Below are 20877 nucleotides of genomic sequence, written 5' to 3'. Positions count from 1 at the left end.
TATGGTTCTGGAGTCCTACAATCCGCCGCAGGATCCCTGGCTGGTGGTGCTGTATCAGGATGAGCACATCATGGTGGTCAACAAGCCGAGTGGCCTGTTGTCCGTGCCGGGTCGCCTGGAGGAGCACAAAGACAGCGTCATGACGCGCGTTCAGCGTGATTTTCCGCAGGCCGAATCTGTGCATCGTCTCGATATGGCGACCAGTGGTGTGATTGTGGTGGCGCTGACCAAAGCCGCGGAGCGGGAGTTGAAGCGCCAGTTCCGCGAGCGTGAGCCGAAAAAGCAGTATCTGGCGCGCGTCTGGGGACATCCGGAAAAAGCGGAAGGGTTAGTCGATCTGCCGCTGATTTGCGACTGGCCGAACCGTCCGAAACAAAAAGTCTGTTTCGAAACGGGTAAATCTGCGCAGACGGAATATGAGGTTCTGGAGTATGCCGATGACAACACTGCGCGGATCCAACTGAAGCCGATCACCGGGCGCTCCCATCAGCTACGCGTGCACATGCAGGCGCTGGGGCACCCGATTCTTGGGGATCGCTTCTACGCCACGCCGGAAGCCTTAGCGATGGCACCGCGCCTGCTGCTGCATGCAGAAATGCTGACCATTACTCACCCGCAGTTCGGCAACAGCATGACATTTAAGGCACCGGCGGATTTCTGACTTCGTGTGGCCTGCCGCCCTCTCCTTATGGGAGAGGGCAATCACCTTCTATTTAAAACCTTTCTGATCTTTCACTAACTCGTACGCACGCTGGATTTCCTGCGCTTTCTGCTTCGCCATTTCCATCATTTCTGGCGGTAAGCCTTTGGCAACCAGCTTATCCGGATGGTGTTCGCTCATCAGCTTGCGGTAAGCGCGTTTGATAGTTGTCGCATCATCCGTAGGTTTAACACCCAGCACATTACAGGCGTCTTCCAGGGTCGGGCCCCGTTGTGCCTGCTGCCAGCCGCCGCCCGACTGCGACTGCTGCTGATAGCCGCCGCCAAACTGTGCGCCGCCCTGCATCATTCTCAGGAACTGTTCGAACTGGGCGCGAGAGATACCCAATTCATCTGCAATGACAAACAGTACTTCACGCTCGTTGGGATGCAGAGAACCGTCAGCAAACGCCGCCTGAATCTGAATTTCCAGAAACATCCGAATCAAATCGAAGCGGCCAAAACAGACGCCGCGGAACTGGCGCATCTTCTCGCGCAGCGGGTAGTTATCGGCTTTGCCCACGCGGAAAGCCTGCTGTGCCGCGGTGCGTGAAGCCCCATGCAGGTTCATCCTGTCCATTAACACGCTGGCGACCTGAATGTCCGCCTCGGTCACGCGCCCTTTGGATTTAGTCAGATGCCCCATCACCTCAAAGGTGGTGGCGAAAAAGAGCGACTGGCGCTCCTGCTGGTTGGCAAAAAAGTTGAGCCTGCGGCTACGCGCCTTGTCAAACATGTGGCCAATCAGCAGGCCCAATACCGCGCCCCAGAATCCGCCGCCCATCATGAGCGCCACGCCAACACCAATCACTTTACCCCAATACTGCATAGACTCCCCGGATAGTCATTATCATCTTGCCGCAGGTAATGGCTTGCGCCTTGATAAAAGGCGATTTTCGCAGCACCAACCTTATGGTGAGTGCAGGACATAACCTATAATTTGCTTTATCATACTCGCCATTCAACACAGTGCCTAACGCCACTGGCTCGAAGCGGCAGGATTAACACTGGCGCGTTAACGATGAGTACGTTAGTCTCTGACCGTTTGCAAGCCGCGAAGCAACAGATGACGGAACAATAAATACAACGTATGAATAAACGTATTCCCACCCTTCTGGCTACCCTGATCGCCAGCGCCCTGTACAGTCAACAGAGCGCGGCCGCCGACCTCGCATCACAGTGTATGCTGGGGGTACCAAGCTATAACCGTCCGCTGGTTCAGGGGGATACTAATAGCCTGCCTGTCACCATCAATGCCGATCATGCCAAAGGGAATTACCCTGATGATGCCGTATTTACCGGCAATGTCGATATTAATCAGGCAAACAGTCGATTACAGGCGGATGAAGTACAGCTGCACCAGAAGCAGGTGCCAGGCCAGGCCGATCCGGTTCGCACCGTCGATGCCGTGGGCAATGTGCACTATGACGACAACCAGGTAATCCTCAAAGGTCCTAAAGCCTGGTCGAACCTGAATACCAAAGACACCAACGTCTGGAAAGGCGACTACCAGATGGTCGATCGCCAGGGTCGCGGGACCGCCGACGTGATGAAACAGCGCGGCGAAAATCGCTATACCATTCTGGATAACGGCACCTTCACCTCTTGTCTGCCAGGGTCGAATACCTGGAGCGTGGTGGGCAGTGAAGTCATTCACGACCGCGAAGAGCAGGTTGCTGAAATCTGGAATGCCCGCTTTAAAATTGGCCCAGTGCCAGTGTTCTACAGCCCTTATCTTCAGCTGCCGGTCGGCGACAAGCGCCGTTCAGGTTTCCTGATCCCGAATGCCAAGTACAGCAGCAATAACGGCTTTGAGTTCTATCTGCCGTACTACTGGAACATTGCGCCAAACTTTGATGCCACGATCACGCCACACTATATGGATAAGCGTGGCGGCATCATGTGGGAAAACGAATTCCGCTATCTGACCCAGGCAGGTTCGGGCCTGTTTGAGTTTGATTATCTGAATAAAGACAACGTCTACGAAGACGACTATCCCAAAGAAGATAACAGCCGTCGCTGGCTATTCTACTGGAAACACTCGGGCGTAATGGACCAGGTCTGGCGTTTCAATACCGACTACACCAAAGTCAGCGATCCGCATTACTTCAATGACTTCGACTCCAAATACGGTTCCAGTACCGATGGCTATGCGACGCAGAAATTCAGCGTGGGTTACGCCGTTGAGAACTTTAACGCCACGGTTTCGAGCAAGCAGTTCCAGGTTTTCGACACGCAGAACAGCAACTCCTATGCGGCGCAACCGCAGCTGGACGTTAACTTCTATCAGAATGATGTCGGCCCGTTTGACACCCGTATTTATGGCCAGGCGGTGCATTTTAAAAACACCAACAACAACATGCCTGAAGCGACGCGTGTTCATTTCGAACCCACCATCGATCTGCCGCTGTCAAACGGCTGGGGAAGCATCGATACTGAAGCAAAACTTCTTGCCACGCACTATCAGCAGGATGATGTTGACCAGTACAACACGACACATGGCACCCATCTGAAAGAGAACGTCAACCGCGTGCTGCCGCAGTTTAAGGTTGACGGCAAAATGGTCTTCGAGCGTGATATGGACTGGTCACAGGGCTATATCCAGACGCTCGAACCACGCGTGCAGTATCTTTATGTGCCTTACAAAGATCAAAGCGACATTATGGAGTATGACTCCACGCTACTGCAGTCGGACTACAGCGGCCTGTTCCGTGACCGCTCATACAGTGGCCTGGACCGTATAGCATCAGCCAATCAGGTCACCACTGGGGTCACTACCCGCGTTTATGATGAAAATGCCGTTGAACGTTTTAACGCATCCGTGGGTCAAATCTACTACTTCACGCCGTCCCGTACCGGTGATGAAAGCGATGACTGGTCTTCAAGCGATCAAAAAGGGTCCCTGGTATGGGCAGGTGATACCTACTGGCGCATGACCGACCAGTGGGGCCTGCGCGGCGGTATTCAGTACGATACGCGTCTGGATAACGTCGCCACCGGTAACGGTACGATTGAATACCGCCGTGATGAAAACCGTCTGGTTCAGTTTAGCTACCGCTATGCAAGCCCGGAGTACATTAAAGCGACATTACCGTCGAATTACTCCACTGCGGCTCAGTACAAAGATGGGATTTCTCAGGTGGGGGCGATGGCAAGCTGGCCAATCGTCGACAGATGGTCAGTGGTGGGTGCGTATTACTATGACACCAACGTTAGCAAGCCGGCGGATCAAATGTTGGCCGTGCAGTATAACTCCTGCTGCTACGCCATCCGCGTCGGCTATGAGCGTAAGCTCAACGGCTGGGATAGCCAGAACGTGCAAGGGAAATACGACAACGTCATTGGCTTCAATATTGAACTGCGCGGCCTGAGTTCGAACTATGGTCTGGGGACTCAGCAGATGCTGCGTACGCCAATCATGCCGTACCAAAACTCTTTGTAACGCCACAATTTAGAAACGTAATCCGCCTTTGCGGTTAATTGAAATGGAAAGAGTATGAAGAACTGGAAAACGCTGCTTCTCGGTATCGCCATGGTCGCGAATACCAGTTTCGCTGCCCCGCAGGTTGTCGATAAAGTAGCAGCCGTCGTAAATAACGGCGTTGTACTGGAAAGCGACGTCGACAATATGATGCAATCCGTTAAAGGCGGCGCCGGCCAGGCAGGGCAACAACTCCCGGACGACGCCACGCTTCGCCACCAGATTCTGGAACGTCTGATCATGGATCAGATTGTCCTGCAGATGGGCCAGAAAATGGGCGTCAAGGTTTCTGACGAACAGGTCGATCAGGCGATTGCCAACATCGCGAAGCAGAACAACATGACCACGGATCAGATGCGCAGCCGTCTGGCCTACGATGGCATGAACTACAACACCTATCGCGCCCAGATCCGTAAAGAGATGCTTATCTCTGAAGTGCGCAACAACGAAGTGCGCCGCCGCGTGACCGTTCTGCCACAGGAAGTGGATGCGCTCGCTTCCCAGATTGGCAACCAGAACGATGCCAGCACTGAACTTAACCTGAGCCACATCCTGATTCCTCTGCCGGAAAACCCAACTTCCGACCAGGTAAACGAAGCTGAATCTCAGGCGCGTTCTATTGTCGATCAGGCCAAAGGTGGCGCTGACTTCGGTAAGCTTGCTATCACCTATTCTGCAGACCAGCAGGCGCTGAAAGGCGGCCAGATGGGCTGGGGCCGCATTCAGGAACTGCCGTCCATCTTCGCACAGGCGCTGAGCACCGCGAAGAAAGGCGATGTGATCGGTCCAATCCGTTCCGGTGTCGGCTTCCACATCATCAAGGTCAATGACCTGCGCGGCCAGAGCCAAAGCATCTCCGTGACAGAAGTCCATTCTCGCCACATTCTGCTGAAGCCGTCGCCAATCATGACCGACGACCAGGCGCGTGCGAAGCTTGAGCAGGTAGCAGCAGACATCAAGAGCGGCAAAACCACCTTTGATAAAGCAGCGAAAGAGCTCTCCCAGGATCCAGGCTCTGCTAACCAGGGCGGTGATTTAGGCTGGGGTACGCCGGACATGTACGATCCTGCCTTCCGTGATGCGCTGATGAAGCTCAGCAAAGGCGAAATGAGCGCCCCGGTTCACTCCTCGTTCGGCTGGCACCTGATTCAGCTGCTGGATACCCGCAACGTTGACCGTACCGACGCCGCACAGAAAGACCGTGCTTACCGCATGCTGATGAACCGTAAGTTTGCTGAAGAAGCGGCTGTCTGGATGCAGGAACAGCGTGCCAGCGCCTACGTCAAAATTCTGAGCAACTGATGACACAACCCCAACGTGTGGTTATCACTCCCGGCGAACCCGCCGGGATTGGTCCAGACCTCGTAGTGCAGCTGGCGCAGCTCGACTGGCCCGTTGAACTGGTGGTGTGTGCCGATGAAAAGCTTCTAACAGACCGGGCAGCAATGCTCGGTTTGCCGTTAACGCTCCTGCCCTACCTTGCTGGTAGCACGCCTGTGCCGCAAAAGGCCGGTACCCTTACCCTGCTTTCCGTCCCGCTCCATGCCTCTGTTACCCCTGGCACGCTGAACGTGCAAAACGGGGCCTACGTTGTCGAAACCCTGGCCCGCGCCTGTGACGGAGCAACGAACGGCGAGTTTGCCGCGCTGATCACCGGCCCGGTGCAGAAGAGCATTATCAACGATGCCGGGATCCCGTTTATTGGGCACACCGAATTCTTTGAAGAGCGCTCCGGTACGCAGAAAGTGGTGATGATGCTGGCGACGGAAGAGCTTCGCGTGGCGCTGGCGACAACGCACCTGCCGCTTAAAGCGATCAGCGAAGCCATCACCGCCGACCTGCTGCGCGAAGTTATCGCTATCCTGCATGGCGATCTGCAAACTAAGTTTGGGATCCAGGCGCCGCACATTCTGGTTTGCGGCCTGAATCCTCACGCAGGCGAAGGCGGGCATATGGGTATGGAAGAGATCGACACGATCATTCCTGTGCTCGAAGAGATGCGCGCAAAGGGCATGAATCTGAGCGGCCCGCTGCCTGCGGATACCCTTTTCCAGCCAAAATATCTCGACCATGCCGACGCGGTGCTCGCGATGTACCACGATCAGGGCCTCCCCGTGCTAAAATACCAGGGTTTCGGCCGCGCAGTGAACATTACGCTCGGTTTACCTTTTATCCGTACGTCCGTTGACCACGGCACCGCGCTTGAACTGGCGGGCCACGGTATAGCAAACGTCGGCAGTTTTATTACGGCGCTTAATCTCGCCATCAAAATGATTGTTAACTCTCAATGAATAATCGAGTCCATCAGGGCCACTTAGCCCGTAAACGCTTCGGGCAAAACTTCCTCAACGATCAGTTTGTGATCAACAGCATTGTCTCGGCCATCAATCCGCAGAAAGGTCAGGCGATGGTTGAAATCGGTCCCGGCCTCGCCGCGCTGACCGAACCCGTTGGCGAACGTCTGGACAAGCTGACGGTTATCGAGCTCGACCGCGACCTGGCAGCTCGCCTGCAAACGCATCCGTTCCTTGGGCCAAAGCTCACTATTTTTCAGCAGGATGCCATGACCATGGACTTCGGCAACCTGTCGAATGAGATGGGCCAGCCGCTGCGCGTGTTCGGCAACCTGCCGTACAATATCTCTACCCCGCTGATGTTCCACCTGTTTAGCTATACTGATGCCATCGCCGACATGCACTTCATGCTGCAAAAAGAGGTGGTGAATCGTCTGGTTGCAGGGCCAAACAGTAAGGCGTATGGTCGATTAAGCGTCATGGCGCAGTACTACTGCAACGTGATACCTGTGCTGGAAGTGCCGCCGACAGCCTTTACGCCGCCGCCAAAAGTGGATTCCGCCGTTGTTCGTCTGGTGCCACACGGCAGCAATAAGCCTTACCCGGTTAAAGACGTACGCGTGCTAAGCAGAATCACCACTGAAGCGTTCAACCAGCGCCGTAAAACCATTCGCAACAGCCTCGGCAACCTCTTCTCTGTCGAATTGTTGACCGAACTCGGCGTTGACCCGGCAATGCGTGCTGAAAACATCTCTGTTGAGCAGTACTGCCGTTTGGCGAACTGGCTGTCAGAGAATGCGCCTACGAAGGAGAGCTAAACCATGATCAATTCGCCCCGCGTCTGTGTCCAGGTCCAAAGCGTCTACATTGAGGCACAGTCCTCACCGGAAGATGAACGCTATGTGTTTGCCTATACGGTCAGCATTCGCAATCTGGGGCGAGGATCGGTGCAGCTGCTTGGCCGCTACTGGCTGATTACCAACGCCCACGGTCGTGAAACCGAAGTTCAGGGTGAAGGCGTGGTCGGCGTACAACCGCACATCGAGCCAGGTGGCGAATACCAGTACACCAGCGGTGCCGTGCTGGAAACGCCGCTCGGCACCATGCAGGGTCACTATGAAATGATCGATGCTGAAGGCAATCCGTTCAGCATCGATATTCCCGTTTTCCGTCTGGCCGTGCCAGCACTCATCCATTGATAAAATGAGTACATACCTAATTGGCGACGTTCACGGCTGCTACGATGAACTGATCGCGTTATTAAAGCAGGTTGCGTTTCAGCCGGGACAGGACGAATTATGGCTGACGGGCGATCTCGTTGCGCGTGGCCCAGCCTCGCTTGACGTGCTGCGCTACGTGAAGTCTCTGGGCGACAGCGTGCGCCTGGTCCTCGGCAATCACGATCTGCATCTGCTGGCGGTCTTCGCCGGGATCAGCCGTAACAAGCCGAAGGACAGACTGACGCCGCTGCTGGAAGCACCCGATGCCGACGAACTGCTGAACTGGCTGCGTCGCCAGCCGCTGTTGCAGGTGGATAAAGAGAAAAAGCTGGTGATGGCCCACGCGGGGATCACCCCACAGTGGGATCTGGAAACCGCAGAGCTGTGCGCCCGCGATGTCGAAGCGGTTTTGTGCAGCGATTCTTATCCTTTCTTCCTCGATGCCATGTACGGCGATCTGCCAAACCACTGGACGCCGGAGCTCTCAGGCCTTGCACGCCTGCGCTTCATCACCAACGCGTTTACCCGCATGCGTTACTGCTTCCCCAACGGTCAGCTCGACATGTACACCAAAGAGTCGCCGGAGAATGCACCTGCGCCGCTGAAGCCGTGGTTCGCCATTCCAGCCCCGGTCACGGAAGCGTACAGCGTCATTTTCGGTCACTGGGCATCGCTTGAAGGTAAGGGTACGCCGGAAGGCGTTTATGCGCTGGATACGGGTTGCTGCTGGGGCGGAGAGCTGACGTGCCTGCGTTGGGAAGACAAACAGTACTTTGTCCAGCCATCAAATCGCCATCTGGATTTGGGTGAAGACGAGGCGGTTGCTTCTTAAGAAAAGGTTTTCTGTAGGCCTGATAAGCGTAGCGCCATCGGGCAATAACCCCGGTGGCGCTACGCTAACCGGGGCTACAACATCAGCTCTGACGCAGTTTAGCGACGCTCAAGGATCTCAAAGCAGTAGCTGTGAGAGTTCTGCTCATCGGCATCGTGAAACTCGCTGAAGGTGGATTCCCAGTCGTCGGGATCGTAATCCGGGAAGTGGGTGTCGCCTTCCACTTCGGCATCAATGTGCGTCAGATACAGGCGCTGCGCTTTCGGCAGGAACTGCTCGTAAACGCGTCCACCACCGATCACCATGATCTCTTCCGCGTCGCCGCAGGCAGCAATGGCTTCATCGACCGATTTCACCCACTGAACGCGATCGTCAGTACCGGGCTTGCTGCTGATGACGATGTTTTTACGGCCCGGCAGTGGACGACCGATGGATTCCCAGGTCAGACGCCCCATTACCACAGGTTTGTTTAGCGTTGTACGCTTGAACCAGGCGAGATCGGCAGGCAGGTTCCAGGGCATGGCGTTTTCCATGCCGATAACGCGATCCACCGCTAACGCCGCAATCAGACTGATCATTGAAAATTTCCTGGATGCAAAAATTGCCGCCACTATACGGAAAGCATAATCTTTCGTCGACTGGCGGCAGAGTAAAGAAGACGAAATATTTTCGCCTTCTTTCTAAGTGCCCGTTAAACCGAAGGTTTCGTTTCAGGTTCGTCTGCCGGGTTTCCGGTGTGCTTCCCCTCTTCCGTCCCTTGCCAGCCGTGGCGCTGGATAATAGACATATTACTGCGGTCTTCGTTGATGATGTCGGTCAGCATCGCGCTGGTGCGCTTGAACACCGCCGCGAAGGAGGCATCATCCTCTTCTGCCATATCCACCATCTCTTCGACCATGCTTACGTTAAAGCGGCGGAAGACATCCGCACGCTCGCGGGCCTCATATGCCCCAAGCCCCAGCGCTTCCAGCGCCAAACGGCCTGACTTCAACGCACCCTCAAAGGTTTCACGCTCCGGTGCCTCGATGCCTGCCTGGCGCAGCTGAATATAGTGATCGATATCGCGGGCGCGGGCGATGATTCGCAGATGCGGGAAGTGCTCTTTCGCCAACTCCGTCAGTTCGAGGTTGGTTTTCGGATCGTCTATCGCGTTGATTAATACTTCTGCCCGCGCAGCACCTGCCGATTCCAGCATATCGACTCGCGTGGCATCCCCATAAAACACTTTCATGTCGAACTTGCGCAGCGTATCCACATGATCCGGATCGTGATCGAGAATCACCATTTTGACGCCGCTGGAGAGCAGCAGTCGCCCGGTGATCTGGCCGAAGCGGCCAAACCCGGCAATGATCACGCGCGGCTGTTCTTCATCGATTTCATCGGCTTCGCGCTCGTCGCCGCTTTTGGATTTATCCAGCCGCGACAGCAGCACCAGCAGGATTGGCGTGGACGCCATCGACAGCGCGACGGCAAGCGTCAACGCCTTCGCCCACTCGGGATCGAGCACGTTGGCCATCTGTGCTGCACCAAAGACCACGAACGCAAATTCACTCCCTTGCCCTAACAGCACGGCAAACCAGCGGCGTTGTGCTTTTGGCACCCCCAGTGGACGGGCGATAAGCCAAAGCATAGCGGCTTTAATGAGCAGGAAGCCCGCCAGCAGGATAAGAATGCGTAACGGGTGCGTCACCAGCGTACCGAAGTCGATAGACATCCCAACGCCGATAAAGAACAACCCCAGCAGCAGCCCCTTGAAAGGCTCGATATCACTTTCAAGCGCGTGGCGATACTCGGAGCTTGCCAGCAGCACGCCCGCTAAAAACGCGCCCATCGCCATCGACAAGCCTACTTCTTCGAGCAGCAGACCGAAGCCGAAAACCAGGAACAGCGCGACGGCACTGAACACTTCACGCAGGCCGGAGCGGGCCACAAAGCGCAGCACAGGGCGAGTCACATAGCGGCCCAGCAGGATGACCAGCACCAATGCGCCCGCCACTTTCAGCGCCGACAGACCGAATGCCGCAAGCGTGGTAGACGCGCCGCTCGCGGCCAGCAGAGGGATCATCGCCACCAGGGGGATCGCGGCGATATCCTGGAACAGCAGCACCGCAAAAGCACTGCGTCCGAGTTGGGAAACCGTCAGGTTACGTTCGTTCATCGCCTGCATGGCGATGGCCGTTGAGGAGAGCGCCAGCGTCATGCCGATAAGCTCCGCTATCTTCCAGTCGAGGCCGAGCAGCATACAAAAAACGCCAATCAGCGCGCCGCAGGCCACCATCTGCAAAGCACCGCCGCCAAATACCGAGGCACGCAGCTTCCATAAACGCTGTGGATCAAGCTCAAGGCCAATCACAAACAGCATCAGCACCACGCCGATTTCAGCGAAGTGCAGGATGGATTCGGCGTCCGTCACCAAACGTAACCCCCAGGGGCCGATAATGCAGCCCGCGATCAGATAGCCGAGCACGGATCCCAGCCCAAGGCGCACCGCAATTGGCACAATCAATGCTGCCGAACCAAGATAGATCAGAGCCTGAATGAGCGTATGGCTATCCATGATGCACCTCCTGCCACTCCAGCAGACGTTGTTTATAGTGACGGGCCTGCGCGACCAGGGTTTCGTCGTCGCAGATAAAGGTGCAGTGCATGGCAAAAGGCGGCAGCCAGTTCAGGCCGCAGTAAAGTGCAGTCGCCTGTAGCGGCTGAGCAAGGATGTCAAAGCCCGGGAAGTCGCCAATGGCAAAATGATCTTCGCCGCCGCCGGTGGTGACCGCCCACATCAGGCTTTTGCCGCGCAGCGCCGTGCCGCCGTGCCCGTAGGCCCAGCCGTGAGAAAGGACTTTGTCGATCCAGAGTTTGAGGAGCGGCGGTACGCTGTACCACTGCATCGGATGCTGCCAGATAACCAGGTCGGCGCGGGAAAGCGCTTCCTGCTCAGCGGCGATATCGATATTGAAATCAGGATAGAGATGATAAAGCGAACGGATTTCTACCCCGTCGATTTCCCTTGCCTGCTCAAGCATCCGCTTATTCGCATGCGAATGCTGCGGATAGGGATGTGCATAAATAATCAAAATCATCTGTTAGCCTGTTTTGCCCTGCTTTGTGTTATCAGCAAAGTGTAGACAGTTCAGCCCCAGGCTAACAGTGAAGATTTGTGCCGTTAACGGTCGATAAAACTGAATTAGTTATCTAATTCGCCCATCGATTTCACCTGGTCACGGTTAATTTGCTCGGTTTTACCCGTTTCAGCGTTTTTGTAGGAGACCAGACCGGTGTCGCCATCGACTTCAGGTTTGCCGTCGGTGACGATGGTTTTGCCGTCGGTGGTTTTCACCGCCTGATTGGACGAACAGCCTGCTACGGTAAACAGAGCTGCGGCAGTGAATAAAGAAGTAAAAAGAAGGTTGGTACGCATGGTGTTCTCCCGTGCTATGCATTAATAGTTTTCTCGCTAACCATTTTAGGCTAACTGACTGAGCACAGATGGAAAACCAGAAGGTTCTGAAGATGTAAGGCGGGAGTTGTGGTGTTTTGTGGGCCCGGCAAGCGTCGCGCCGCCGGGCAAATTGCCGGATGACGCTAACGCTCATCCGGCCATCAGGAGGATTACTTCCCGATTTGCGCGTGCATTTCCTGCACTGAAATCACCTTCTCGGTGGCGTCCGCGTTCAGCGCCATGGCTGTTGCGAAACCGCCGTTTAGGGTGGTGTCATAATGTACTTTGTACTGCAGCGCGCTGCGGCGAATCAGCTTGGAGTCTTCAATCGCCTGGCGGCCTGCGGTGGTGTTAATGATGTAGGTGTACTCGCCATTCTTGATACGGTCCTGAATGTGCGGACGACCCTCATGCACCTTGTTCACCAGACGCGGGTTGATACCAGCTTCGCCCAGCACCACTGCGGTACCGTGAGTGGCATCCAGTTCGAAGCCCTGCTTCAGCAGCTTCGCGGCCAGGTCCACCACGCGCTCTTTGTCACCTTCACGCACGGAGAGCAGCGCACGGCCCTGCTTCTTCATGGTGGAGTTACTGCCGAGCTGCGCTTTGGCAAAGGCTTCTGCGAAGGTGCGGCCCACGCCCATCACTTCCCCGGTAGAGCGCATTTCTGGCCCTAACAGTGGGTCAACGCCCGGGAACTTGTTGAACGGCAGCACAACTTCTTTCACTGAGTAGTACGGCGGAATGATTTCTTCGGTGTGGCCCTGCTGCTTCAGCGACTGACCAACCATCACGCGCGCCGCCACTTTCGCCAGCGGCAGGCCGGTGGCTTTAGAGACGAACGGGACAGTACGCGCCGCACGTGGGTTCACTTCAATCAGGTAGACTTCGTTGTCTTTCACCGCGAACTGCACGTTCATCAGGCCACGTACCTGCAGCTCGAAGGCCAGTTTCTGCACCTGCTCGCGCATCACGTCCTGAATCTCTTTGCTCAGGGTGTAGGCTGGCAGAGAGCACGCGGAGTCGCCCGAGTGCACGCCCGCCTGCTCGATGTGCTCCATGATGCCGCCAATCAGCACGCTTTCGCCGTCGCAGATAGCGTCCACGTCCACTTCTACCGCGTCGTCCAGGAAGCGGTCCAGCAGCACTGGTGCATCGTTGGACACGCTGACTGCGGTCTGGAAGTAGCGACGCAGGTCAGCTTCGTCATAAACGATTTCCATCGCACGGCCGCCCAGCACGTAGGACGGGCGAACCACCAGCGGATAGCCGATGTCTTTCGCTTTCTCTACCGCCATTTCGATGGTGGTGACGGTGGCGTTAGCAGGCTGCTTCAGCTTCAGACGGTCAACCGCCTGCTGGAAGCGCTCACGGTCTTCTGCACGGTCGATAGCGTCCGGGCTGGTGCCGATAACTGGCACGCCAGCGGCTTCCAGCGCACGCGCCAGCTTCAGCGGAGTCTGGCCGCCGTACTGCACAATAACGCCCTTAGGCTTCTCGATACGCACGATTTCCAGCACGTCTTCAAAGGTGACAGGCTCGAAGTACAGGCGGTCGGAGGTGTCGTAGTCGGTGGAGACGGTTTCCGGGTTACAGTTGACCATGATGGTCTCGTAGCCGTCTTCGCGCAGCGCCAGCGAGGCGTGTACGCAGCAGTAGTCGAACTCGATCCCCTGGCCGATACGGTTCGGGCCGCCGCCGAGAACCATGATTTTGTCACGGTCGGTGGACGGGTTCGCTTCGCACTCTTCTTCATACGTGGAGTACATGTACGCGGTGTCTGTCGCAAATTCTGCGGCGCAGGTGTCCACACGTTTGTAGACCGGGTGCAGATTGTACTGGTCACGCAGCTTACGCACTTCGGACTCGCGCACGCCGGCCAGTTTCGCCAGACGCGCATCGGCAAAGCCTTTACGCTTAAGCTGACGCAGGAAGTCAGCGTCGAGGCCGGTGATGCCGACTTCTGCCACTTTCTCTTCCAGACGAACCAGCTCTTCAATCTGTACCAAGAACCAGCGGTCCACGTTGGTCAGGTTGAAGACGCCGTCCACGGAGAGGCCTGCGCGGAACGCATCGGCGATGTACCAGATACGCTCGGCACCAGCATCTTTCAGCTCGCGACGGATTTTAGTCAGCGCTTCCGGGTCATCCAGGCTCACTTTCGGGTCGAAACCGGTGGCGCCCACTTCCAGGCCGCGCAGCGCTTTCTGCAAGGATTCCTGCTGAGTGCGGCCAATCGCCATCACTTCGCCGACGGATTTCATCTGGGTGGTCAGACGGTCGTTCGCGCCAACAAACTTCTCGAAGTTGAAGCGAGGGATTTTGGTCACAACGTAGTCGATGGACGGCTCAAAGGAGGCCGGAGTGCGCCCGCCGGTGATGTCGTTCATCAGTTCGTCGAGGGTGTAACCCACCGCCAGCTTCGCCGCCACTTTAGCAATCGGGAAGCCGGTTGCTTTGGAAGCCAGGGCTGAAGAGCGGGAGACGCGCGGGTTCATTTCGATAACAATCAGACGACCGTTTTTCGGGTTCACGGAGAACTGGACGTTAGAGCCGCCGGTTTCCACGCCGATTTCACGCAGTACCGCCATCGAGGCGTTACGCATGATTTGATATTCTTTATCGGTCAGCGTCTGGGCCGGAGCCACGGTGATGGAGTCACCCGTGTGAATGCCCATAGCGTCGAAGTTTTCGATGGAGCAGACGATGATGCAGTTGTCGTTTTTATCACGCACCACTTCCATCTCGTACTCTTTCCAGCCGATGAGGGATTCGTCAATCAGCAGCTCGTTGGTCGGCGACAAATCCAGGCCGCGGGCGCAGATTTCTTCGAACTCTTCACGGTTGTAGGCGATGCCGCCGCCGGTGCCGCCCATGGTGAAGGAGGGACGGATGATGCACGGATAACCCACGTCAGCGGCAACCGCCAGCGCTTCTTCCATATTGTGCGCGATACCGGAACGGGCGGTATCGAGGCCGATTTTCTTCATCGCCACGTCGAAACGGCGGCGGTCTTCAGCTTTATCAATGGCGTCGGCGGTGGCGCCAATCATGGTCACGCCGAACTCTTCCAGCACGCCCTGACGCTCCAGCTCCAGCGCGCAGTTCAGCGCAGTCTGGCCGCCCATGGTCGGCAGGACCGCGTCCGGACGCTCTTTTTCGATGATTTTACGTACCACTTCCCAGTGAATTGGCTCGATATAGGTCGCATCGGCCATTTCCGGGTCGGTCATGATGGTGGCCGGGTTGGAGTTCACCAGAATGACGCGGTAGCCCTCTTCGCGCAGCGCTTTACACGCCTGGGCACCGGAGTAGTCGAACTCGCAGGCCTGGCCGATAACAATCGGGCCAGCGCCGAGGATCAGGATGCTTTTTATGTCTGTACGTTTTGGCATGGTCTTCTCGGCTCCTGATTATTTAGCGGTCTTACGGTATTGCTCGATAAGTTCGATAAAGTGGTCGAACAGCGGCGCGGCATCGTGCGGGCCCGGGCTTGCTTCAGGGTGACCCTGGAAGCTGAACGCCGGCTTGTCGGTGCGATGAATGCCCTGCAGGGTGCCGTCGAACAGCGACTTGTGGGTCACGCGCAGCGTGGCAGGCATCGACGCTTCATCAACCGCAAAACCATGGTTCTGCGCGGTGATCATCACGGTGTTGTTATCGATGTCTTTCACCGGGTGGTTGCCGCCGTGGTGGCCGAACTTCATCTTGATGGTTTTGGCTCCGCTCGCCAGCGCCAGCAGCTGATGACCGAGGCAGATGCCAAACACAGGAATGTCGGTGGAGAGGAACTTCTCAATCGCGGTAATCGCGTAGTCACACGGAGCCGGGTCACCCGGGCCGTTGGAGAGGAAGATACCGTCCGGGTTCATCTTCAGCACGTCTTCAGCAGGTGTCTGCGCCGGAACAACCGTCAGACGGCAACCGCGATCCACCAGCATGCGCAGGATGTTGCGCTTCGCACCGTAGTCGTAAGCCACCACGTGGAACGGCAGCTCTTCTTCTTTCTTCGCTTCTGGCAGTTCGCCTGCCAGCGTCCAGCTGCCCTGTGTCCAGCTGTAGGCTTCCGCCGTGGTCACTTCTTTTGCCAGGTCCATGCCGTTCAGGCCCGGGAAGGCTTTCGCTTTCTCCAGCGCGAGTGCCGCATCGAGGTTGTCGCCCGCGATGATGCAGCCGTTCTGCGCGCCTTTTTCACGCAGCAGGCGGGTCAGCTTGCGGGTGTCGATATCGGCAATCGCCACGATGTTGTGACGCTTCAGGTAGGTCGAGAGGTCTTCGGTGCTGCGGTAGTTGCTGGCAATCAGCGGCAGGTCGCGAATGATAAGGCCCTGAGCGTGTACCTGGGAAGATTCTTCATCGGCAGCATTGGTGCCGACATTACCGATATGGGGATAAGTGAGAGTGACGATTTGGCGGGAATAGGAAGGATCAGTGAGGATTTCTTGATAACCGGTCATTGAAGTATTGAAAACGACTTCCCCAACCGCCGAACCCGTTGCCCCTATGGCCCGACCGTGAAACTGGGTTCCGTCTTCCAGAACCAAAAGCGCTGACTTAATCAAAACATCCTCCAGAGAATATTCACTCAGTTTATTTGCATATTAATTCACTCAGTATGATGAATCAACGCAAATCTGCTGCCCGCGAATTTCGTGCAAACGGCGGCATTCTGGAGATTAACGAGGAGAAAGTCAACGTAAAGACGGGTATTTTTTATGTTATTTCACGCCACTGGGCAATACGTCGCTGTAAAGCAGGCAAAAAGATCAGCTAACAGCCTTTCAGGAAACGCTTGCGCACCAGGATAAGTGTAAAACAGCCGGAGGGGAAGTGAAAAAGTGGACCATATGGTCAAAATTTACATTTACTCAACATCAAAACAAGAGATTGCTTCCAATTTCATGGATAAAACAATAAAAATATGATGGAAGCAATAAAATAAAAGGGCAATAAAATATTGCCCCTTGCAATCAACAAATTATGATTGCCACAACCACATCACGATGGGGTAAAATCGTTATAAACTGTTCAAATCAAGCACGTCACGCATATCAAAAAGACCATTACGCTTCTCTTTAAGCCACAAAGCCGATCTTACTGCGCCATTTGCGAAGGTCATGCGGCTTGAAGCCTTATGCGTGATTTCAACTCGTTCGCCGATATCCGCGAACATCGCCGTATGTTCCCCGACTATATCGCCCGCACGCACGGTGGCAAAACCGATCGTGCCCGGCACTCGCTCACCGGTATAGCCTTCACGGCTGTACACGGCACACTCTTTCAAATCTTTGTCCAGCGCGTGGGCAATCGCTTCACCCATCGCCAGCGCGGTGCCAGATGGGGCATCGACCTTGTGACGATGGTGCGCTTCGATAATTTCGATATCGGTGTAATCGCCCATCACCTTTGCCGCCTTCTCAAGCAGCTTGAGCATCACGTTTACGCCGACGCTGAAGTTCGCCGCAAAGACAATGGCGATGCTTTCAGCCGCTTCGCGAATAGCCTGTTTGCCCGCGTCATCAAACCCTGTGGTGCCAATCACCATCCCTTTGCCGTGCTCACGGCAGAAAGACAGATGGTTCAGCGTGCCTTCCGGGCGGGTGAAATCGATAAAGACGTCGAAATCATCCTTCACCGCGTCCAGGCTGCTTTGCACCTTCACGCCCGTTGCGCCAATTCCCGCCAGTTCACCGGCATCTGCGCCCAGCAAAGAAGAGCCTTCGCGTTCTAACGCCGCCCCGAGCTTTACGCCTTCCAGCTGCGCGGCGGCCTGAATCAGTTGCCGTCCCATACGGCCGCCCGCGCCGGCAATGGCGACGCGGATGTGTCCATCATGCATATCTATTCTCTTCGTTAATACAATGTAAATCGTTTTCAGAGTAACCAGCAGCTGAACACCTCGCCACCCAAAAACACCGATAATTAGAATTTAACGTGAAACCGCGACCAATATCAGTAAAAAGCATAGCGATTAGCGAAAGCCGCAGGACTCCCGAATCACCAGCGCGGGCGGCAGGATGATGCGTTTGGGCGGTTCATCGTTGCCCTGAATACGGCTGAACAGCAGCTCCCCGGCCTTGCGACCAATCTCTTTGGCTGCCACCGACACCGTCGTCAGCGCAGGCTGCACCAGTGCGGCTTCGGTAATGTCGTCGAACCCGACGAGGGCGAAATCACGCCCCGCTTCGCGCCCGGCTTTGCGCAGCGTCTGCATGACGCCTAACGCCACAATGTCCTGATAACAGACAGCGGCAGTAATTTCCGGATAGCGACTTAAAAGTGCTTCCGCGACGCGCGCACCGTCACTCTGGCTGGCCTGCGAGGTCACAATCCACTCCGGCTTTGGTGAAACGCTACTCTCCAGCAGCTTGCTGGTAAAGCCGCCTATGCGCTGCGCTCGCGTACCGGAATTCTGGCTACCGCCGATAAAAGCGATATTTTTGTGGCCGAGCTTCAGCAGGTGCGACGTTGCCATTTGCGTGCCGAGAAAGTTATCCGTACCGACAAAATCAAAATCCGGATCGTCGAGGGGCCGCACCACCATAATCGCCGGAATGTTGCGGCGCTTCAGGCCATCGAAAAAGGCCTGCGGCGTGCCGCGCGCGGCGCAGAGCACCATCCCGCAGGCGCTGTTGCGCATCAGCGAATCGACAAACTTCTGCTGCCGCTCCTCCGATTCTTCGCTGTTCGCCAGAAAAAGCAGCATCTCGTGGCGCTCCATTTCATGGCTCAAGCCCGCGGTCATTTCACCGTAAAACGGGTTGGTGATGTCATGCAGCAGCAGGCCGACCTGGTTACTGCTACGGTTGCGCAGATTCGCCGCGGTCTGGTTGTAGACGTAACCGGACTCATCGAGCGCCTTCAGCACCCTCTCCCGGGTTGCCTGCGAGATCCGCCCGCGATTGCGCAGCACCATCGACACCGTTGCCGTAGATACCCCGGCTCGCTCGGCGACCTGGGCAAGCGTAATTGTTGTCATGGTTTCTCCTCCGTTTTTCAAAGATTAATCGAATAACCTGATTTTTGCATTATCCCCTGTGAGTTACCTCACAGCTTAAAACGGCAATTGGAGGTTATTGCCCGTTTTGCCGGGTTAATCGCGTTAACCACTCTTTTTTATTACGGTTAATCGATTAATCTTTAAAGACGCATTCAGGGAGATAAACATGACCGTAACTACCTATGACAAATTCCCCGAAGTCCCGATTAAGGGCTTCGACAACCAGGCCTGGCAGGGCTGGCGGAACATTCTTACCGCGTTGAAACCACGGCTGACGCAGAAGCCTAAAACCGTGCTGGTGATTGACTGCTACCCGGGCGTCCGGCTGGCAGAGCTTGAGCGGGAAATCGCTTCGCTCAGCCCAGCGCTGCTCATCAGCGCTGAAAATGCCCGTCGTGATGAACAGGCATTGCATGAGCTTCTGGCGCGCAACCTGACCGACGATCGCGTGTTCGGCGTGCTCTCCTGCCATCAGCTTCCGGAGTTTTTCGAACCTGATCGCCTTGAAGCCCTGCGCCAGCAGGTGGCCGACGCACAAAGCGGCCTGGTGATTGTCTATGGCCCTGGCGCTTCCTTAGTCCACGCCGGTGACGTGCTGGTGTATGCCGACCTGCCGCGCTGGGAAATCCAGATGCGGATGAGAAGCGGCGAGCTCGGCAACTGGGGCGTGGAGAATCAGCACGAAGATATTCTGCGCCGCTACAAACGCGCCTTTTTCATCGAGTGGCGGGTGTTCGACAAACACAAAACGCCCCTGCTTAAACGCGCCGACTTCCTGCTGGACACCACCGTTTCCGATGAGCCCGCGATGGTCAGCGGCGAAGCGCTGCGCGCGGGCCTGGCGCAAACCGCCGAACAACCTTTCCGCGTGGTGCCCTTCTTCGACCCTGGCGTCTGGGGCGGCCAGTGGATGAAAAACCAGTTCGATCTCGATCCCTCGAAGCCTAACTACGCCTGGTGTTTTGACTGCGTGCCCGAGGAAAACAGCCTGTTGCTACGGTTTGGCGACGTGCGGATCGAGATCCCTTCCCTCGACGTGGTGCTGCTGCATCCACGCGAACTGCTCGGCGAGAAAGTTCACGCACGGTTTGGCGCAGAGTTTCCAATCCGCTTCGATTTTCTCGACACCATTGGCGGGCAGAACCTCAGCTTCCAGGTCCATCCGCTGACCGAATACATTCAGCAGCAGTTCGGCATGCATTACACCCAGGATGAAAGCTATTACATCCTGGAAGCGGAACCGGGCGCGGTGGTGTACCTCGGTACCAAAACGGGCACCGATCCTGCGGCCATGATTGACGATCTGCATCAGGCGGCGCAGGGGGAAAAAGCCTTCGATGATGAACGCTTCGTGAACCAGATCCCGGCCCGCAAGCACGATCACTTCCTGATCCCGGCGGGCACCGTTCATTGCTCAGGTTTCGGCACTATGGTGCTGGAGATCAGCGCCACGCCTTACATTTTCACCTTCAAGCTCTGGGACTGGGGCCGCCTCGGCCTCGACGGCCTGCCGCGCCCGGTACATCTGGCGCACGGTGAGCAGGTGATCGACTGGCAGCGCGATACTCAGTGGGTCCATAAGCATCTGGTCAACCGCATCGAACCTGTGGCCGAAGGCGAAGGCTGGCGCGAAGAGCGCACCGGGCTGCATGAACGTGAATTTATTGAGACACGCCGCCACTGGTTTACCACTCCGGTAACGCACCACACGGACGGCGGCGTCAACGTGCTGAATCTCGTGGAGGGCGCGGAAGCCCGCGTGGAAAGCCCCACGGGTGCCTTTGCGCCGTTCGTGGTGCATTACGCCGAGACCTTTATCGTTCCCGCCTCCGTCGGGGAATACCGTATTTCACCGTGGGGCAAAGGCATCGGGCAGCAGCTTGCCACCGTCAAAGCCTGGGTAAGGGGATAG

At 56.3% G+C, this 20877-nt stretch carries 17 protein-coding genes; 8 read left to right on the top strand and 9 right to left on the bottom strand.

Annotation, left to right across the window (positions count from 1 at the left end; all coding sequences use genetic code 11):
* Nucleotide 1 precedes the first annotated feature (1 nt).
* Nucleotides 2–661: a bifunctional tRNA pseudouridine(32) synthase/23S rRNA pseudouridine(746) synthase RluA gene (gene rluA / locus CRO87_RS10230; protein ID WP_097162836.1), complete on the top strand. Its 660-nt coding sequence runs from the start codon at nt 2–4 to the stop codon at nt 659–661.
* A 48-nt stretch (nt 662–709) separates the two neighbouring features.
* Here rluA and djlA read toward each other — a convergent pair whose 3' ends face one another.
* Nucleotides 710–1528, bottom strand: coding sequence for a co-chaperone DjlA (gene djlA / locus CRO87_RS10225; protein WP_097162835.1), 819 nt, complete (start codon nt 1526–1528; stop codon nt 710–712).
* Between the two features lie 261 nt (nt 1529–1789).
* Here djlA and lptD point away from each other — a divergent pair, with 261 nt between their 5' ends.
* Genes lptD through apaH form a run of 6 tightly spaced genes read left to right on the top strand, consistent with a single transcriptional unit; the run spans nt 1790 to nt 8526 of the window.
* A complete protein-coding gene (gene lptD / locus CRO87_RS10220; protein WP_097162834.1) occupies nt 1790–4141 on the top strand; it encodes an LPS assembly protein LptD in 2352 nt (783 codons plus the stop codon).
* 54 nt (nt 4142–4195) lie between these two features.
* Entirely contained in the window at nt 4196–5482 is a 1287-nt protein-coding gene (gene surA / locus CRO87_RS10215; RefSeq protein ID WP_097162833.1) for a peptidylprolyl isomerase SurA, read from the top strand.
* Nucleotides 5482–6471, top strand: coding sequence for a 4-hydroxythreonine-4-phosphate dehydrogenase PdxA (gene pdxA / locus CRO87_RS10210; RefSeq protein ID WP_097162832.1), 990 nt, complete (start codon nt 5482–5484; stop codon nt 6469–6471). The genes surA and pdxA overlap by 1 nt, the downstream gene beginning before the upstream one ends.
* Entirely contained in the window at nt 6468–7292 is an 825-nt protein-coding gene (gene rsmA / locus CRO87_RS10205) for a 16S rRNA (adenine(1518)-N(6)/adenine(1519)-N(6))-dimethyltransferase RsmA (RefSeq protein WP_097162831.1), read from the top strand. Before pdxA ends, rsmA begins: the two co-directional genes overlap by 4 nt.
* Before the next feature lie 3 nt (nt 7293–7295).
* The gene (gene apaG, locus CRO87_RS10200; RefSeq protein ID WP_097162830.1) at nt 7296–7673 is read left to right on the top strand and encodes a Co2+/Mg2+ efflux protein ApaG; all 378 of its coding nucleotides are present in this window, start codon (nt 7296–7298) and stop codon (nt 7671–7673) included.
* A gap of 4 nt (nt 7674–7677) precedes the next feature.
* Nucleotides 7678–8526, top strand: coding sequence for a bis(5'-nucleosyl)-tetraphosphatase (symmetrical) ApaH (apaH, locus tag CRO87_RS10195; RefSeq protein WP_097162829.1), 849 nt, complete (start codon nt 7678–7680; stop codon nt 8524–8526).
* Between the two features lie 98 nt (nt 8527–8624).
* Here the strand turns inward: apaH and folA are convergent, their stop codons facing one another.
* The 8 genes from folA to CRO87_RS10155 all read right to left on the bottom strand — a co-directional run bounded on the left by folA (nt 8625) and on the right by CRO87_RS10155 (nt 18944).
* Nucleotides 8625–9104 (bottom strand): type 3 dihydrofolate reductase, encoded by a 480-nt coding sequence (folA, locus tag CRO87_RS10190; RefSeq protein ID WP_097162828.1) that lies wholly within the window; start codon nt 9102–9104, stop codon nt 8625–8627.
* Nucleotides 9105–9217: 113 nt separating this feature from the next.
* A complete protein-coding gene (gene kefC / locus CRO87_RS10185) occupies nt 9218–11083 on the bottom strand; it encodes a glutathione-regulated potassium-efflux system protein KefC (protein ID WP_097162827.1) in 1866 nt (621 codons plus the stop codon).
* Nucleotides 11076–11606 (bottom strand): glutathione-regulated potassium-efflux system oxidoreductase KefF, encoded by a 531-nt coding sequence (gene kefF, locus CRO87_RS10180; RefSeq protein WP_097162826.1) that lies wholly within the window; start codon nt 11604–11606, stop codon nt 11076–11078. Before kefF ends, kefC begins: the two co-directional genes overlap by 8 nt.
* A gap of 104 nt (nt 11607–11710) precedes the next feature.
* Nucleotides 11711–11944 (bottom strand): YgdI/YgdR family lipoprotein, encoded by a 234-nt coding sequence (locus tag CRO87_RS10175; protein ID WP_097162825.1) that lies wholly within the window; start codon nt 11942–11944, stop codon nt 11711–11713.
* Between the two features lie 191 nt (nt 11945–12135).
* Nucleotides 12136–15360, bottom strand: a complete 3225-nt coding sequence (gene carB, locus CRO87_RS10170; RefSeq protein ID WP_097162824.1) for a carbamoyl-phosphate synthase large subunit — start codon at nt 15358–15360, stop codon at nt 12136–12138.
* A gap of 18 nt (nt 15361–15378) precedes the next feature.
* Entirely contained in the window at nt 15379–16527 is a 1149-nt protein-coding gene (carA, locus tag CRO87_RS10165; protein ID WP_097162823.1) for a glutamine-hydrolyzing carbamoyl-phosphate synthase small subunit, read from the bottom strand.
* Between the two features lie 455 nt (nt 16528–16982).
* On the bottom strand, nt 16983–17804 hold the full coding sequence (gene dapB / locus CRO87_RS10160; RefSeq protein WP_097162822.1) for a 4-hydroxy-tetrahydrodipicolinate reductase: 822 nt from the start codon (nt 17802–17804) through the stop codon (nt 16983–16985).
* 132 nt (nt 17805–17936) lie between these two features.
* Nucleotides 17937–18944, bottom strand: a complete 1008-nt coding sequence (locus CRO87_RS10155; RefSeq protein WP_097162821.1) for a LacI family DNA-binding transcriptional regulator — start codon at nt 18942–18944, stop codon at nt 17937–17939.
* 187 nt (nt 18945–19131) lie between these two features.
* Between CRO87_RS10155 and CRO87_RS10150 the strand changes: the two genes are divergently transcribed.
* Nucleotides 19132–20877 (top strand): class I mannose-6-phosphate isomerase, encoded by a 1746-nt coding sequence (locus CRO87_RS10150; protein ID WP_097162820.1) that lies wholly within the window; start codon nt 19132–19134, stop codon nt 20875–20877.

It is taken from the genome of Enterobacter sp. CC120223-11, assembly GCF_900215375.1.
Lineage (GTDB): Bacteria > Pseudomonadota > Gammaproteobacteria > Enterobacterales > Enterobacteriaceae > Scandinavium.
The sequence above is the reverse complement of the archived record's forward strand: the minus strand, read 5'-3'. Positions and strand labels throughout refer to the sequence as shown.